The organism is Exiguobacterium sp. NPDC077395 (genome assembly GCF_050269125.1).
Taxonomy (GTDB): Bacteria; Bacillota; Bacilli; order Exiguobacteriales; family Exiguobacteriaceae; genus Exiguobacterium; species Exiguobacterium aestuarii_A.
On record NZ_JBNNHU010000001.1, the window covers coordinates 1,766,631 to 1,783,985 of the forward strand.

Here is a 17,355-nt window from a genome sequence, read left to right on the forward strand (position 1 = left end):
AGACCCACTCGTTACGCCTCTGTGACCGGCGTATCTTTTTTCTTGTTGATCGTCGTGCGTTTGATGAGGAGCCACAAGTACGATGCGATGAAGATGGATGAGTACATCCCCATGAAGAGTCCGATAATCAATGCGAGCGAGAAGCTGCGAATCGACTCGGCACCGAACACGTACAAGGCGATCGCCGTCACGAGCACCGTGATGACGGTATTGACCGAACGGACAATCGTCTCTTGAATCGATTTGTTGATGATCGACTCATAGACGTCCATCGAACGAATCTTCCGTTCTTTTTCATACGACGTGATATTCTCCCGCACGCGGTCGAACGTAACGATCGTATCGTTGACGGAATAACCGATAATCGTCAGGATCGCTGCGATGAAGTACAAGTTGACCTCAATCCCAAAGAGTGAGAATGCGACGATCATGAAGAAAGCATCGTGTAACATCGCCACCACGGTCGCAACCGCATAGGAGAACTGGAAACGGACCGTGATATACAGGATGATCCCGATCGAAGCGACGGCTACCGCATACAAGGCATTTTTCGCCAAGTCACGACCGACCTGAGCCGACACGGTGCTGATGTTCGGGTCGTTTCCGAACTGCTCCGTGAACGCCGTCTTGACGCTCGCGACTTCTTCTTGACCCAATTGTCCGACGAACGTCACATATGCCAAGCGTCCTTCATCTGCATACTGGACGCTCGAAATCTCTTGGTCAATCCCTGCGTCATTGAACGCTTGCGTGAACTCTTCTTGCGAGACACGTTCTTCCGTTAAAACCTCGACACGTGTTCCTGAGGCGAAGTCAATCCCAAGGTTCAATCCTCGGAAGAACAAGAGACCGATTCCGAGAACGACGATTGCCGTCGAAACCAAGAACATCGTGCGCATATGTTTGACGTAATTCCATTCAGTAAGCTTAAAGTTCACGGATTTCACTCTCCTTCACACCAAACCATCCTTTTCGTTTGTCGAACAGACGACTTGAGACAAGGAGGTGCATCAAATAACGTGAGATGAATACGTTCGAGATGAACGTCATCCCGATTGAGATCATGAGCATGACCGCAAATCCTTTGACCGAGCTTTGTCCAAAGTAGAACAAGACCGCAGCCGAGATGAGCGTCGTCAAGTTGGCATCAATGATCGTACTGAGGGAACGACGGTTACCGGCACGGAATGCCGACAAGACCGACTTCCCGGAGCGGAGCTCATCTTTGATTCGTTCCGCCGTGATGATGTTCGCATCGACCGCCATCCCGACCCCGAGGACGAGTGCCGCAATCCCTGGGAGCGTCAAGACCGCATTGATTCCATTGAAGAACAACATGATTAAGTTAATATACAGTACAAGCGTGATGATCGACACGAGTCCTGGTAGACGATAGAAGAACAACATGAAGATGAATACGGCAACAATCCCGATTGTAGCGGCAAATACCGTTTCTTCTAATGCGTCTTGACCGAACTGAGCCGATACCGACGTCGAGTAAATTTCATCGAGTTTGACCGGGAGTGCCCCTGCGTTCAAGATGTCGGCAAGGCGTTGTCCGCTCTCCGCATCAATCCCGCCACCCGAGATAATCGCTTTATCTGACAAGATCGGACCATTTACAGAAGCGTCCGACACGATTTTCGAGTTTTCTTTTTGAATCTCTTCTTCGTATGTGTCGCCTTCTTCGTAATCGAGCCAGATGACGAGACGGTTCTCAGGAGCCGGACGTTGTGAGATTTCAGACGTCACTTCGCCAAACTGATCGGCCGATTGAAGCGTCAACTCAACGACTGGTTGTCCTTGCTGATCGTAGCTGAGTGCCGCGCCACGAGGAGCCAAATCTTTCCCGTCGAGCAAGACGTTGTCATCCACGTCACGGAACGTCAATTGTGCTGTTGACGAGATGACTTCGCGCGCTTCGTTTTGGTTCGATACGCCAGCGAGCTGGACACGGATTCGATTGTTCTCTTCGATTCGAACGTCCGGTTCGGAAACCCCGAGGACGTTGATTCGGTTGTTGATGGCGCGAACGGTTGCATTCATCGCCGACTCGTCGATGACGTCGCCGTCTTCGAGAGGTTGTACTTCATACAAAACTTCGAATCCACCTTTTAAGTCGAGTCCGAGGTTCGTGTTCTTGACGACCCAAGGTGTCGAGAACACAGCGAGCAGGATTGTCGCAATCATGATGATCGCGAAAATCGCAATGTTGCCTTTTTTGTACATACGACTATTTCCTTTCTAAACCACTGTTCTTTATATAACTTCTCTCGTTAACATTACAAATTTTCTAAACATTTATCAATCATTTTCCTAAAATTGTAACGTCTATTCACGTAAATGTAGCGTTAATTTGCGTATAAGACTAAATGTTGCGCAAGGGCAAAACTTCATGTATGATGTAGCTAACATCACAACATCAAAGGAGTCTTTCCACATGGACAGCACAATTATTTTTGCGTTTCTCCTCACCTTGTTCGCAGGGCTTGCGACAGGGATCGGGAGTATGATCGCATTCTTTGCGAAACGGACGAACACGGCTTTCTTATCCATCTCTCTCGGATTTTCAGGCGGTGTCATGATTTACGTATCGTTCATCGAGATTTTCCCAAAGGCGCTTGACGAGCTCGTCGGTGCACACGGGGAGTATACGGGAACGATTTATACCGTCCTCGCGTTCTTCGGTGGAATGTTCTTGATTGGCATGATCGATAAGTTCATTCCGAAAATGGAGAACCCGCACGAGGTCAAGTTCGTTGAATCGATGCAGAACGACCCGTCAACACAAGAGCTGGCAACGACAGCAACAAATGAAGTGGCTCCAATCAATCATCCTGAGACACAAAGTCGCCTAAAGAAAATGGGAGTCTTCATGGCACTCGCCATCGGGATTCACAACTTCCCGGAAGGACTCGCCACATTTGTGTCGGCGCTCGATGACCCAGCCGTCGGCGTGGCCATTGCCATTGCCATCGCGCTGCATAACATTCCAGAAGGGATCGCCGTCTCTGTGCCGATTTATTATGCGACCGGTTCACGGAAAAAGGCGTTCAAACTTTCGATGTTATCCGGTCTTGCAGAGCCTGCCGGAGCAGCCATCGGATTTTTACTCCTCATGCCGTTCTTGAGCGACACGGTATTTGGTCTCTTGTTCGCGGCAGTCGGTGGGATCATGGTCTTCATCTCGCTCGATGAGTTACTCCCTGCGGCCCGTGAATATGGGCATGCCCATCATTCGATGTATGGAATGGTCGCCGGGATGATTGTCATGGCGACGAGTCTTATCTTATTAATGTAACGAGCAATGCCCTGACGCGAGCGTCAGGGCATTTGTCATGTCGTCTTAAATACATGGACGACATCTTTTAATTCAGACGACATATGACTCATCGTCTCGGCGATGCTGTTGATTTCTTGGATGGCCGCGAGTTGTTCCTCGACATTGGCCCCCGCCTCTTCGACGCTCCGTTGTGTCGAGACGGCGTTCGTAGACATATCCTCGACCGAAACGGCAACTTCTGTCGTATTGGCACTGACTTCTTCTGTCGCAGCGGCAATCTCACTCATCTGACGCGACGTCTCTTCAATGACCGATACAATCTCGCGGAACGCCGAGGCGACTTCACCCATCTGTGATACCCCACTCTCGACATGTACGCTCGATTCTTCGAACGCGGTCTCGACTTGCTCCGTGTCTCGCTGGATATCACGGACGACGGTCTGAATTTGAATGGCAGATTGCTTCGACTCCTCGGCAAGCTTTCTCACTTCTGCCGCGACGACCGCGAACCCTTTCCCATGTTCACCCGCACGTGCCGCCTCGATGGCCGCATTGAGCGCTAGCAAGTTCGTTTGTTCCGTAATGGCCGTGATGGAACGGGTAATCTTCTCAATCTCAAGCGACTGGTTCGAAAGACGAGTCACCATCTGTTGCGTGAGCTCATTGGCGCGACGAATCTCTTGCATTCGCTGCTCTGCTAATTGAACGGTCTCAAGCCCACCGTTTGCCGCTTCAAGTGTATGAATCGTCTGTTCGTTCACTCCTTGTGACGCTGCGGCAATCTGGTTCAATCCGTCAACCGCTTGATTGACGCCGATCGTCCCTTCTTCCGCTCGTTTGGAGGACCCTTGGGCCGCCACATTCATGTCTTCAAACAGACGAGAGACACCTTGAGTCGTTGTCGCCACGTGTTCCGTACTCGCATACAGTTCTTCAGAGTAGGCAGTGACTTTCTCGGAAGCTTCGCCAACTCGACGAATCAATCCGACGAGGTTATGTTTCATCTCGTTGAAAGCCGTGACAAGGTCGCCGAGCTCATCGTTTGAGGCGACCTCAATATCTTCACCCGTCAAATCGCCACCCGCCATGATTCGTGCTTGACGACCGAGTCGGTTGATCGGTTTTAAGAAGAGGCGTTGCAAGGCAAGTAAGGACAGGATACCGATCACGACACCGACGACGCTAATGACAAGCATCCAGAGGATTGAGCTCTCCGCTTCGGCCTGTACAGCTTTCGTCTCGGATGCGAGGAGTTCGCCCTTGTATTCGACAAGGTCTGTCACCGTCATCCGAACACGGTCCGTCGTCGGCGTCACACTCGTGTTGAGGACCGTTTTATACCCAATCTCATCTTGTTGCTGGCGAAGTTCGATGGCGCGACTCATCTCACGGTCCAACAACTCATTAAATTTCTCCAAATCCCCCAACCAAGATAAAATCTTCTCATCTGAAGAGGATGCTTTCAGTGAAGCCATCAACTCGTCACGCTGCTCCTGGACACTTTGCAGACTGATGAGTGTTTTCGGATTGGCGACGAGCATATAGTAATTCAAATAGCGTTCCGCATCGGTCACCGCAAGCGACAGATTTTCAGCCAACAGCATCTCCTGTGTCCCCTCGTTCAGGACTCGGTCGTAAGCAGCAGTCGATTGTCTCAGTTGATATGAACCAAGCGCTCCGACAAGGACAAGCGCGATAATTGTGGGAACTAGCGCAATCGACATTCGTCTTCTGAGAGAAGAACGCCCTCTCTGTTTTGTATCGCTCCGCTTCCAGGTCCACCCTTTCCAATTCTTCATCGGTCGTACCAATCGTTTCACGTCCATGTCATCCGTTCTCCTTCATCTCGAATTTCTTCTCAATTTGACATTAATGCAAACGTTTTCATGAATCAAATCGATTTTTCGAAATGAGGTGGATGAATGATGATTCGATTTCGTTTTGACAAAAAGTAGTCATGTTTGTATACTTTAAATCGTAATTATTACGTTTTGAGAGGTATTCACATGAATGTTGAGAACACATCCTTATTAATTATCGGCGCGGGTGTCCATGGGATGACACTCGCCATCTCATATATGGAACAAGGCGGGCAACTGGAAGATGTTCTGATTGTCGACCGACACACCGACCCGCTCGCGAATTGGAAACAGCAGACTTCATCCATCTCCATGTCACACCTTCGTTCGACTCGCGTGCACCACGTTTCTTCGAATCCGCACGCCTTGAAGCAATTCGCATCTCGTTATGCCTATCGCTCCAATCACTTCAAAGATACGTTCGGTCGTCCTTCACTCGAACTGTTCAACGACCATGCCGAATCATTATGGGACGCGTATCGCCTCGAGGAGCGATTCCTCGGCAATGAACGGGTGATGACGCTCCGAAAAGATGGGGCGCACTATCACGTCCGAACAGACCGCCGCCTCATCGTCGCGGACTCAGTCATTGTCGCAATCGGTCAATCCGCAAATGTCGTGTTACCCGAATGGGCGGACGAACGTTGCCGACACGTTTTCATGAAAGATCCTTCGGACGAATCAGATGAAGTGATTGTCGTCGGCGGTGGCATCACAGCACTTCATTATGTCGTGAAGCGTGTCAATCAAGGTCATCACGTGACACTCGTGACGAGACGACCACTAGAAGTGAGTCAATTCGACGCCGATCGGCAGTTCATGGGACCGAAAGGATTAGTTGACTTCCATCGTCTGAAACAAGACTGGACGACAAAACGATCATTTATCGCCCGTGAACGAAAGCCGGGTTCCGCTCCGAACGATCTCGTCTTGAAAGTGAAACGCCTCATTCAAACGAATGCCGTGACACATCTCATCGGAGAAGTCGAGCGGGACAGTGATTCGTTATTCGTGAACGGTGAAAAACTTGCCGGGCAAGAAGTCGTCTGTTGTACAGGAATTAGACCGCACCCTGTGAAAGAGACTTTCTTGCAGCCATTAATCGACCAACTCCATCTTCCTCTCACGCCATGTGGCACACCTGCCTTGAATGAACGTCTCGAATGGACGCCTGGTCTATACTTGACGGGTGCCTATGCAGATTTGATTATCGGTCCATTCGCGAGAGCTGTCTACGGTGGACAAGAGGCTGCCCGAAGAATTATCCCCCAACTTCTATCCACACAAAAAAGCGTCCGACCGTAATGGTCAGACGCTTACTTGCTTATTCCTCAAATGAGGCATTCGCTTTTTTCACGACTTCCGCAACTGCGCTTCGGTTGAAACGGAGAAGCGATTGATCGCATTTCAAAACGACATGTGTGTCTTCGATTTGATGAACGACGCCGTGTAAACCGCCGATTGTGACAACGCTGTCGCCACGCTCGAGGGCGTTTTGCATCGCTTGTACTTCTTTTTGGCGTTTCGTCTGTGGACGAATCAACAAGAAGTAAAATACGACGAAAATCAAGATCATTGGTAATAACGCAACGATTGTTTCCATGAGTAACATTCACCCTTTCCTTCAATATCAGGTTCATTATACCGTGAAACTGAAGCATTGTCACACAATGTCCGACACGTTTGCTTAGAAATTCTTCGCGTTCGGCTTGTTGTAGCCGTATTCTTCGAAGAACTCTTCTTTGAAATCGAGCAAACGGTCTTCGCGAATCGCTTGACGAACCTGCTCCATCAACTTCACGAGGAAGTGAAGGTTGTGTGTCGTACATAAGTGAAGGCCGAACATCTCGTCCGCACGAATCAAGTGATGGACATAGGCACGTGAGTAGTTCTTACACGTGTTGCAATCACACTTCTCATCGATCGGGCCGAAGTCTGTCTTATACTTCGCTTGCTTGATTGTGACGCGACCTTTCGATGTCATAAGCGTCCCGTTCCGTGCAATCCGTGTCGGGAGGACACAGTCGAACATATCGATTCCACGAATCGACCCTTCAATCAATGCGTCCGGCGAACCGACACCCATCAAATAACGTGGTTTGTTTTCCGGCATGAGCGGCGTCGTGAACTCGAGGGCACGATACATGACGTCTTTCGGTTCACCGACCGAGAGACCGCCGACCGCATAGCCTGGGAAGTCGAGTGAGACGAGGTCTTGTGCACTTTGACGACGAAGGTCCTCATATTCCCCACCTTGAATGATTCCGAAGAGCGCTTGGTCTTCTGGACGCTCGTGTGCCTCAAGGCAACGTTCTGCCCAGCGGCTCGTGCGTTCGACCGACTTCTTCATGTATTCATGTGTCGCCGGATAAGGTGGGCACTCATCGAATGCCATCATGATATCCGACCCGAGTGCGTTTTGAATCTCCATCGCCTTTTCCGGTGACAAGAACAACTTGTCTCCGTTCAAGTGGTTACGGAAATGGACGCCTTCTTCTTGAATGTTTCGAAGATCGGCAAGCGAGAACACTTGGAAGCCGCCCGAGTCCGTGAGAATCGCGCCGTCCCAGTTCATGAACTTATGAAGCCCGCCAGCTTGTTTGATAACCTCATGTCCCGGGCGAACCCATAGATGGTACGTGTTCGACAAGATGATGTTCGCACCCATCGCCTTGACCTGTTCTGGTGCCATCGTCTTGACGCTCGCTTGCGTCCCGACCGGCATAAAGACCGGTGTCTCGAACGACCCGTGCGGCGTATGGACGATTCCGTGCCGCGCTCCGGTCTGTTTACATGTGTGAATGTGTTCGTATGTGACTGCGTGTTTTGTCATTTTGTTACTTCCTTCCTCGTGATGAGCATCGCATCTCCAAAACTGAAGAAGCGGTATCGTTCTGCGACCGCAGTCCGATAAGCGTGTAAGATGATGTCGCGCGTCGCGAACGCCGAGACGAGCATGACGAGTGTCGATTTAGGCAAGTGGAAGTTCGTGATCAATCCATCGATTGCTTTCAATTCGACACCAGGGTAGATAAAGATATCCGTCCAGCCCGATGACTCGACGAAGTCCCCATGGTCTCGCATGATCGTTTCGAGCGTGCGTGTCGATGTCGTACCGACCGCAAAGATGCGGCCGCCACTCGACCGGACATCTCGGAGCGCTTCAGCCGATTGAGCTGACAACTCGAAATATTCGCTATGCATCGTATGTTCTTCAATCGAATCAGCCGTCACCGGACGGAACGTACCGAGACCGACGTGAAGCGTGAGTGGGATCAACCGAACCCCTTTCGCCTTCGCTGCCTCGAGCAGTTCTTCTGTGAAATGGAGACCTGCTGTCGGAGCGGCTGCACTGCCACGTTCGCGCGCATAGACCGTCTGATAACGATCTTGGTCATCGAGTTGTTCACGGATGTACGGTGGGAGTGGCATCGTTCCGAGTTCGTCTAAAATCTCGTAGAAGATACCGTCGTAGTCGAACTTGAAGCGACGTCCGCCTTCCGGGAGTTCCTCGACGCATTCCGCGCGAAGAAGTCCGTCACCAAATTCGACGATGGAACCAACGCGGACTTTTTTCGCCGGTTTGACGAGCGCTTCCCATACGTCGTCTTCCGTCTGTTTCAATAAGAGCAACTCCACTTTCCCGCCTGTCTCTTGTTTCGCTCCGAAGAGACGAGCCGGTAAGACGCGCGAATCGTTGACGACGAGCGCATCTCCCTCGTTCAAGTAGTCGAGCACGTCACGGAAATGACGATGCTCGATGTCTCCTGTCTCGCGGTCCAATACGAGCAGACGCGAGCTCGTCCGATCAAGCAACGGGACCTGGGCAATCAACTCTTCTGGCAATTCAAAATCATAATCGTTTACGTTCAATTGAATGTCTTGCATACCTTACTCCTCTTCCTCTTCATAACCAAAATGCGACTTGGCAAACTGTGTGATCATCCGTCCACGCGGCGTCCGCTGCAAGAACCCTTGTTGTAATAAATATGGCTCATAGACGTCCTCGATCGTCTGAGCATCCTCACCGATCGTTGCGGCGAGCGTCTCGAGTCCGACCGGTCCACCTCCAAATCGCTCCACCATGGCCCGAAGCAATCGGTGGTCGACTTCATCGAGTCCGAGCGCATCGACGTGTAGACGGTCGAGCGCATCGGATGCGAGCACTGGATCGATTTCTTTCGTGCCGGCTACCTGAGCGAAGTCACGGACTCGACGCAAGAGACGATTGGCGATTCGCGGTGTCCCTCGCGAGCGCTTTGCAATCGCGCCACTCGCCTCAGGTGAGATCGAAAGGCGGAACAGCTGGGCCGTCCGACTGACGATGGCCGCGAGTTCGTGTGGCTCATAGTATTCAAGTTTCAATGTGACCCCGAAACGGTCCCGAAGCGGCGCCGATAACATCCCGGCCCGCGTCGTCGCCCCGACGAGCGTGAACGGCGGCAAATCAATCCGTACGCTTCGCGCCATCTCGCCTTGTCCGTAGACGATATCGAGACAGTAGTCTTCCATCGCTGGATAGAGAATCTCTTCAATCGTCCGACTCAACCGGTGAATCTCATCGATAAATAAGACGTCACCCGGCTCAAGTGTCGAGAGGATTGCTGCCAGGTCACCCGGTCGTTCAATCGCCGGTCCGGCGGTCGTCTTGATGCCGACGCCCATCTCGTTGGCGATGATTTGCGCGAGCGTCGTCTTCCCGAGTCCCGGCGGTCCATACAATAGGACGTGGTCGAGCGTCTCACTGCGAAGTTTGGCGGCCTGGATGAAGACCGACAAATTGCCTTTCGCCTTTTCCTGCCCGATATATTGCTCGAAGCGCTGCGGACGTAAGCTCCACTCTTCAGAGTCTTCATATTGCTGATGAGATTGTGACAACAATCGTTCGTCCATAGCTTCCTCCTTATTTCAATAACAGCTGTAGCGCGCGTTTTATGTACGCGTCGGTCGTCAAGATCTCCCCGCTCAATGCTTTGCGGACTTTCGCGATCTCTCGTTCAGAATATCCGAGGGCGACCAGCGCCTCACACGCCTCGTCAAGTTCTGATGCACCTTGTGCGAACAATCCTTCGTTCGGCACATAATCCGGTGCAAGTTCGGATAACTTCCCTTTCAAGTCGAGTGCCATCTGTTTGGCCGTCTTCTTCCCGACTCCCGGGAACTTCGTCAAATACTTCTCATTCTCGGTTTCAATCGCATCGATCAACGCGTCGATATCTCCAGAGGCGACGATGGCGAGTGCCCCTTTCGGTCCGATGCCGCTCACGCTAAGGAGTTTATTGAAGAGCTCCCGTTCCCGGCGTGACCGGAAACCGTACAGCGTCTGTTGATCTTCACGGACGTAATGATGCGTAAACACGATTACATGTTCGTCTTGTTCACGATAAAAAAACGGGTTAGGCACATGTACTTTGTAGCCGACGCCCGAGACATCTAACGTTATATATTCCGCACACACATAGGCGACGGGTCCTTTTACGAATTCAATCACGGTGTAATCTCCTTTTCGGTCGGAAAAACTGCATTTATTGTACCATAACGAGCGATATGAAAAAAGGACAGGCGTTTGCCTGTCCTAAGCGATTACCGTGCGAGCATACGTTCAAGTGCACGTTTCGACCACTCTGTCGTCTCAGCATCGACGCGAATGATGTTCACAGGGTCCGTCTCGAGCGACTCGAGCGCCCAGAGGAGATGTTGCAAGTCGATTCGGTTCATCGTCAGACACGGACACATGAACGGGTTCAACGAGACGATATCGAGATGCGGATACGTCGCCGCCAATCGGTTCACGAGGTTCATCTCCGTCCCGACCGCCCATTTTGTCCCGGGTTCGCTCGCATCAATCTTGTCGATGATATACGACGTCGATCCGGCCTCATCGGCTGCCTGCACGACTTCAAATGTACATTCCGGATGAACGATGATGCGACGATCCGGTTCGCGCTCACGGAACGCTTGAATTTGCGAGACGGTGAACTTCTCATGAACAGAACAATGCCCTTTCCAAAGAATGACCCGAATCTGTTCGAGGTCTCCTTCTGCCACTAGTTCTTCACGGAGCGGGTCCCAGATGGCCATCGCCTCGAGCGGGATGCCAAGGTCATATGCCGTGTTCCGTCCGAGGTGTTGGTCGGGGAGGAACAAGATCCGCTCTCCTGCCTCTAGTGCCCAGCGAACGATTTCATGTGCGTTTGACGATGTGACGGTCGCCCCACCATGACGTCCGACGAACGCTTTGATGGCCGCCGTCGAATTGACGTATGTAATCGGGATGATGCTTTCCCCGAACTGCTCCGTCAATTCTTCCCACGCGATCTCCGTCTGGTCGATATCGGCCATGTCTGCCATGGAGCAGCCGGCACGCATATCAGGCAAGACGACAATCTGGTCGTCGCGTGTCAACATGTCTGCTGTCTCCGCCATGAAATGCACGCCACAGAAGACGATGAATTCCGCTTCGCTCATCTGTTCCGCGAGGCGCGCGAGCTGGAGCGAATCCCCTGTCGCGTCCGCGAATTGGACGACCTCGTCTTTTTGATAGTGATGCGCCGGTAAGAAGAGACGTGTCCCGAGCCGGTCCTTGACCGCCTGAATCCGTGTCTTCATTTCCTCCACTGACAGATTAGCGTACGTCGGTGGGAGTGTTCCGAGTAGTTGCATGTTTCATTCCTCCTTGTAAGTTCATACTGCAGTCGAGCGCCCGTACGGAATGGGTCAACTGACCGAGTGAGATGACATCGATGCGAATCCCCCGGTAGTCCCCAATCGTGTCGAGCGTGATGCCGCCAGACACTTCGATTGTGATATGGTCAGGAATATGCTGGACCCATTCTCGCAGTTCATCCGGTGTCCGATTATCGAGCATCACAATATCCGAATTCGCTTGAACGGCTTCTAAGAGCTGGGCGAACGATTCGACCTCGACCTCAATCGGGGTCGTATGACCGACTCTCGAACGGGCGGCGTGAATGGCTTCTGTCACACCGCCGAGTGCGACGATATGGTTGTCTTTGATCATGACGGCACCGTCGAGGCGGAGTCGATGGTTGTAACCGCCACCGACACGAACGGCATACTTCTCAAGCATGCGGAGTCCCGGTGTCGTTTTCCGCGTATCTGTGACGTGAATCGAGTCATCGTCGAGCACATCGACACATTGACGTGTCATTGTCGCAATCCCGCTCACTCGTTGAATCACATTTAACAGCACGCGTTCCGTCTCTAACAGGACACGAGTCTTTCCTTTCAAGACGATCAGTTCATCGCCAGGGGCAATCCGACTCCCGTCATCTTGGCAATCCACCAATTCGAGTTGTTGCATTCTAGCAAGTTCTTGGACGATTGGCTTCCCGCAGAAGACGCCTTCCTCTTTTGCAATGATGGTCGCGACTGACTCGTCCTGTTCATCAATCAGTTCACTGGATAGATCGCCATATCCGATATCCTCAATCAGAAACTGTCGTAGCTGTTCGCGTAGATAAATCGTGTTCATCGTACCTCTCCATTTCGAGGATGCTTTGCGCGATGAGACGCGCCGCATCGAGTTGTAAAGTTTGTTCACTTAATTGTCTTGTCACGTGTTTCGTCATGGTCAACGTTTGGGTATTTTGTAAGAAACATTTTATTTCGTCGTGATTCGGTGAAATCGTCAACCACTTGCCGATTTGATGACGGAGCGCACGGAACGTGTCAGGTGAGATGTCATACGCCATAACATCGCTCGTCGCAAAGCCTCTGCCCTTCACTTGAATCGCCTCGGCGACACGTTTTCCGAACACCCAGCATTCCAAGAGTGAATTTGAGGCCAGTCGATTCGTCCCGTGTACACCTGCTTCCGCCACTTCTCCGACGGCATACAATCCGTCGACGTCCGTTCTACCCGCGTCATCCACTTCGATTCCGCCCATATGAAAATGGAGACCTGGGCGAACGGGGATTTGGCGAAGGTCGATGCCTAACTTGTCACACGTCGATGCGAGTTTCGGGAACCGTTCACGTAGTCGTGTCACACCAATCGTATCAAGAAAGATGGGTCCAACTCGGTCTGTCAGGACACGGGCCACCACGTCTCGAGGGGCGAGACTCCCAAGCGGGTGATGCGCCATCACATCGTTTCCGTATGGATCGACGAGCTTCGCACCGGCACCACGGAGCGCCTCGGTGACGAGATGAGGTTCCTCTGTGGCCAACAAGGTCGGGTGAAATTGGATTCGCTGTAAGTTCGTTAACTTGGCCCCGCATCGATTTGCCAACACGAGACCGTCACCGGTCACCGTCTGCGCGTTCGAGGTCCAATCGACAAGTCCACCGATTCCGCCGGTCGCGAGAACAACGGCACCTGCCTCGATGTGTAGCCATTTTTCTTTCTGAAACGCCATCGCACCGACGACTCGCCCTTCCTTCATCACAAGGTCATGTACGAGGACGTGTTCGAGTATGTTCACGTTGTCCGGTAAAGACTGACGCAAGTGCCGCATGACATGTCGACCGGTCTCGTCGCCTCCGGCATGAAAGATGCGATGCAACCGATGAGCTCCTTCCCGCCCGAGGGCATACCCGTCCTCGTCACGATCGAAGCGGACACCGAACCGTTCCATCTCTTCAATCGCTCGACGCCCTTCTTCCACGAGAATGTCGACGCGTTCTGAGCACGATGTCTGATTCGAAGCAAGCATCGTGTCTTCTTTATGTGCCTCACTCGTCTCCTCGAGATACGAGCTCGCAATCCCTCCTTGTGCCAAATCGGAGTTCGTCGACGTCGCCTCCCCTTTGGAAACGAGGAGGACAGACAATGAGGATGGCACATGTAACGCCGTCGCGACGGCGGCAAGTCCTGTTCCAATAATCAAAATGTCGGTTTTCTCTATCTGTAAAGACACCTGTATATCACCTGTTTTTCATATGTAATGTTGACTTGTAAACTAGTTTCGCATAATTTTGTGTAGAAGACAACATGAGAAAAGGGGAGTCCATGATGAACCGCTACTTCGACTACGCCGCTACACATCCTATGACACACGCAGCATTAGACCATTACGTGGCTATGGCCAAAAACGTTTATGGGAACCCATCATCACTCCATGCGCACGGATATATGGCTGAAGATTACTTAACAGAGGCACGGCGACTACTTAAACAAGCACTCGGACACGACGTCTTACGTGGGAAGTTATTGTTTACTGGAAGTGGTTCTGAAAGTAACTACATCGCACTGACGAGCTTACGGAAGCGCATGAAAGGGAAAGAGGTCATCACGTCCTGGCATGAACATGATTCGGTCGCCCTTTTGCTTGAAGAATGGGAACGCGAAGGGATCATCGTTCATCGCTTGAAACTGAAAGACGGAAAGTTTGATTTAGAGACGTTCACACACTTACTCGACCGTGATATCGGACTCGTCACGCTCCAACACGTCAATTCCGACACAGGATGGGTGTTGCCGCTCCATCACATCCAATGTCTCCTAAAATATAAAAAGATTCTCTTTCACGTGGACGGCGTACAGGCACTGGGGAAAATCCCGATTTCTGTGGAAGGAATCGACGCCTACTCGTTCAGCGCCCATAAGGTCGGTGGACCAAAAGGGATCGGTGCCCTCTATATGGAACGCTTGATTCCCCCACCTTACTATCCGGGTCATCACCAATACGGGATTCGTCCGGGTACGATCGACGTTCCAGGAATCAGCGCCTTCGTCAAAGCGCTCGGGGAACGTCAGGATCAACTGACACGTTTTCAGAGAAATTTCATGGCGTTTCGTGCTATCTTGAAAGAGAAGACGTCAGCGTATGTCCATTGGCTCGAGTTTGACGAACAAAGTCCCGCTATCTTTTCCTTCGTATCCCATCAACGCGACGGACAATGGTGGATGACCGAGCTCGACGATCTCGGGTTCCAAGTATCCGCCGGGTCAGCATGTCGCGCCGGTCAGAACGGACCGAACCGCATGCTCGAAGCACTCGGATATGAGACGAGCGCCTGCCACGGACTCGTCCGCATTTCCTTCGGCGCGCAAACGACCGTCGAAGACACATCGGCCCTCGCCGATGCCATCGTCACTTTAGCAAGGAGAGTCGAACATCATGAACAAACGTTTAGCCGGTGAAGAACGCCGTCGCACTTTACTTCAACTGATCGAATCGAGCAATGAACCGATCACTGGATCTGAACTGGCAAGGCACGTATCCGTCAGTCGTCAGGTCATCGTCCAAGACTTGTCGCTCTTAAAAGCGAAAGGTCACCAAATCGTCGCCACCGCGCGCGGTTACGTTTATTTGCACGGCGACTTCACTCCGTCTACCTATTCAAAAAAAGTAGCTTGTCGCCATACGGCAGAGGAGATGGAGGCAGAGATGAACGCCATCGTCGATGAAGGGGTCACCATCAAAGACGTCATCATCGACCACCCTGTTTACGGATCCATCACGGGACAGCTCATGGTGAAGAGTCGACGTGACGTCCGCGCCTTCCTCGAACGTGTCAAGGCGCACGGGGCCTCACCGCTCTCGCAATTGACCGGAGGATTACATGTCCATACACTTGAAGCCGATCATCAGGAAGCGATTGATGCCGCGGTGAAAGAGCTTGACCGGCTCGGTATTCTCGTATCCGAATTAGATTGAAGAGATGTCACGAATATGTGACATCTCTTCTTTTTCTTTTCAGACATGTCCGTTATACTGATGGATGGAACAAGTTTCCTACAATCACCTTGAAAGGAGGACTCGTCATGAACGTCCTCGAGCACATGCTCGCCGTATGTGGTGTCTTCAGCATTCCTCTCGGCATCTTCATCCAATTCATCCCGAACGAACTCGTTCTCGCATATGGTGGCTTTCTCGTCGATTCGCATGACGCGTCTTTCTTCCTGATGTTCCTACTGGCGTGGGTTTCCTTCACGCTCAGTCAGATCGGTCTGTACTGGATCGGTCGATATGGTGGGCGTCCCGTCGCCTTGAAGCTGTATCGTTACTTCCGGATTCGGCAAGACAAGCAACTGCGGGCCGAACGCTGGTTTGAGAAGTACGGGGCATGGATCGTCTGTCTCAGCCTGTTCTGGCGCCAGCTGTTCGCGGTCAGTGCCGGCGTGATGCGCCTGTCGTTCCGAAAGTTCTTGTCGGTGACGACCGTCATTTTTGCCGTCTGGTCATTCATCTTCATTCATGTCGGGATGATGCTCGGCAACAACTGGCGGATGATCGGCCACTTCATGGACGACATCCTGCCCTTCCTGGCGCTAGCCATCGGAATTTTTCTCGTCGTCCGTCATCTTCGTCAGCAACCAAAACATGTGAAAGAATCAGCGTAACGAACGCTGATTCTTTTTTTGTCGGAAAGGGAAACGCTATCATCTGTCGAATAAGAACCATGTAAGCGAATCGCGGTTACACAAACAGGACACCGCACAACGAAAAAGGAGGAATCACCATGTTCCATCGCCGTAAAACGTATACGATTCGACCTGAACGCCTGCAAGAATTCACCGACTTCTTCCATACATACATCTATCCGATTCAAGCGTCCCATGGCGCCCGACTCGTCGGACGCTGGGTGACCGAAGACAAGTCGGAGGTCATGGCACTATGGGAATACCGGGACCGTGAACACTATGAACAAGTCGAGCGGGATTACCGCGGTAGCACGTTACGACGGGACGCCATGAAGCAGCGAGCCCGCCTCGGAAAAGACCTGTATATCAAGTCGAGCGAAGAGTTCATGATGCCGACCGGTCACTATACACCGCCGCGTGCGATCGTATGTGTGACAGCGTATATCACGAATGAAGCAGGTGAGGTCCTCCTCGTCAAAAACATGCACCGAAACGATTCCTTCGAGATGCCGGGCGGACAGGTGGAAGAGCACGAGTCGCTCGTCGACGCCATCCACCGTGAAGTGGACGAAGAGACAGGCGTGAAAATCGAGGTCGAAGGCATCACGGGAATTTATCAAAACGTGTCGTCCCGCGTCCTCTGCGTCACGTTCCGTGCAAAATATGTATCCGGGGACCTCAGACCACAAGCTGGGGAAACACAGGAAGTCGGATTCTACAATGTCGACTCGCGTAACGTCGGTGACTATATCAAACGGGAGCACTTCCAGATGCGCTTCCTCGATGCGATCGACCCTGTATATATGCCATACGCCATCTACAAAGTACGTCCATACGAATTGATTGAGCGCATCGAGCGCCAATCGGTGTAACGCAAAAAG

Annotated in this window: 15 protein-coding genes and 1 pseudogene; 6 read left to right on the top strand and 10 right to left on the bottom strand. The window is 51.9% G+C overall.

What is annotated here, in order from left to right:
* Positions 1-11: 11 nt before the first annotated feature.
* Positions 12-2,229: pseudogene (gene secD / locus ACQKD4_RS09085) on the bottom strand (protein translocase subunit SecD).
* 211 nt (positions 2,230-2,440) lie between these two features.
* Here secD and zupT point away from each other — a divergent pair.
* A complete protein-coding gene (gene zupT / locus ACQKD4_RS09090; protein WP_427373083.1) occupies positions 2,441-3,301 on the top strand; it encodes a zinc transporter ZupT in 861 nt (286 codons plus the stop codon).
* A gap of 35 nt (positions 3,302-3,336) precedes the next feature.
* On the opposite strand, the gene ACQKD4_RS09095 is transcribed toward zupT, so the two are convergent.
* Positions 3,337-5,109 carry a methyl-accepting chemotaxis protein gene (locus ACQKD4_RS09095; protein ID WP_427373084.1) on the bottom strand — a complete coding sequence of 591 codons (1,773 nt, stop codon included), beginning with the start codon at positions 5,107-5,109 and terminating at the stop codon, positions 3,337-3,339.
* A gap of 180 nt (positions 5,110-5,289) precedes the next feature.
* Between ACQKD4_RS09095 and ACQKD4_RS09100 the strand changes: the two genes are divergently transcribed.
* The gene (locus ACQKD4_RS09100) at positions 5,290-6,447 is read left to right on the top strand and encodes an NAD(P)-binding domain-containing protein (RefSeq protein ID WP_427373085.1); all 1,158 of its coding nucleotides are present in this window, start codon (positions 5,290-5,292) and stop codon (positions 6,445-6,447) included.
* Positions 6,448-6,466: 19 nt separating this feature from the next.
* Here ACQKD4_RS09100 and yajC read toward each other — a convergent pair whose 3' ends face one another.
* The 8 genes from yajC to ACQKD4_RS09140 form a co-directional block, all read right to left on the bottom strand.
* Entirely contained in the window at positions 6,467-6,745 is a 279-nt protein-coding gene (yajC, locus tag ACQKD4_RS09105) for a preprotein translocase subunit YajC (RefSeq protein WP_031421435.1), read from the bottom strand.
* 84 nt (positions 6,746-6,829) lie between these two features.
* On the bottom strand, positions 6,830-7,975 hold the full coding sequence (gene tgt, locus ACQKD4_RS09110; protein WP_015881169.1) for a tRNA guanosine(34) transglycosylase Tgt: 1,146 nt from the start codon (positions 7,973-7,975) through the stop codon (positions 6,830-6,832).
* Complete coding sequence (gene queA, locus ACQKD4_RS09115; protein ID WP_143406650.1) at positions 7,972-9,015, bottom strand: tRNA preQ1(34) S-adenosylmethionine ribosyltransferase-isomerase QueA; 1,044 nt, start codon at positions 9,013-9,015, stop codon at positions 7,972-7,974. The genes tgt and queA overlap by 4 nt, the downstream gene beginning before the upstream one ends.
* 18 nt (positions 9,016-9,033) lie before the next feature.
* Positions 9,034-10,035: a Holliday junction branch migration DNA helicase RuvB gene (gene ruvB, locus ACQKD4_RS09120; protein ID WP_214695364.1), complete on the bottom strand. Its 1,002-nt coding sequence runs from the start codon at positions 10,033-10,035 to the stop codon at positions 9,034-9,036.
* A 10-nt stretch (positions 10,036-10,045) separates the two neighbouring features.
* Entirely contained in the window at positions 10,046-10,633 is a 588-nt protein-coding gene (gene ruvA, locus ACQKD4_RS09125; protein WP_015881166.1) for a Holliday junction branch migration protein RuvA, read from the bottom strand.
* Positions 10,634-10,725: 92 nt separating this feature from the next.
* Positions 10,726-11,805 carry a quinolinate synthase NadA gene (nadA, locus tag ACQKD4_RS09130; protein ID WP_427373086.1) on the bottom strand — a complete coding sequence of 360 codons (1,080 nt, stop codon included), beginning with the start codon at positions 11,803-11,805 and terminating at the stop codon, positions 10,726-10,728.
* Positions 11,768-12,637 carry a carboxylating nicotinate-nucleotide diphosphorylase gene (nadC, locus tag ACQKD4_RS09135; RefSeq protein WP_427373087.1) on the bottom strand — a complete coding sequence of 290 codons (870 nt, stop codon included), beginning with the start codon at positions 12,635-12,637 and terminating at the stop codon, positions 11,768-11,770. The genes nadA and nadC overlap by 38 nt, the downstream gene beginning before the upstream one ends.
* Positions 12,591-14,024 (bottom strand): L-aspartate oxidase, encoded by a 1,434-nt coding sequence (locus ACQKD4_RS09140; RefSeq protein ID WP_427373088.1) that lies wholly within the window; start codon positions 14,022-14,024, stop codon positions 12,591-12,593. The genes nadC and ACQKD4_RS09140 overlap by 47 nt, the downstream gene beginning before the upstream one ends.
* A 95-nt stretch (positions 14,025-14,119) precedes the next feature.
* On the opposite strand from ACQKD4_RS09140, the gene ACQKD4_RS09145 reads away from it, so the two are divergent.
* The 4 genes from ACQKD4_RS09145 (at position 14,120) to ACQKD4_RS09160 (ending at position 17,346) form a co-directional block, all read left to right on the top strand.
* Positions 14,120-15,250: a cysteine desulfurase family protein gene (locus ACQKD4_RS09145; RefSeq protein ID WP_427373089.1), complete on the top strand. Its 1,131-nt coding sequence runs from the start codon at positions 14,120-14,122 to the stop codon at positions 15,248-15,250.
* Positions 15,228-15,767: a transcription repressor NadR gene (locus ACQKD4_RS09150; protein ID WP_214695354.1), complete on the top strand. Its 540-nt coding sequence runs from the start codon at positions 15,228-15,230 to the stop codon at positions 15,765-15,767. The genes ACQKD4_RS09145 and ACQKD4_RS09150 overlap by 23 nt, the downstream gene beginning before the upstream one ends.
* 107 nt (positions 15,768-15,874) lie before the next feature.
* Positions 15,875-16,453 (top strand): DedA family protein, encoded by a 579-nt coding sequence (locus ACQKD4_RS09155; protein ID WP_214785267.1) that lies wholly within the window; start codon positions 15,875-15,877, stop codon positions 16,451-16,453.
* 119 nt (positions 16,454-16,572) lie between these two features.
* Complete coding sequence (locus ACQKD4_RS09160; protein WP_427373090.1) at positions 16,573-17,346, top strand: NUDIX domain-containing protein; 774 nt, start codon at positions 16,573-16,575, stop codon at positions 17,344-17,346.
* Positions 17,347-17,355 lie beyond the last annotated feature (9 nt).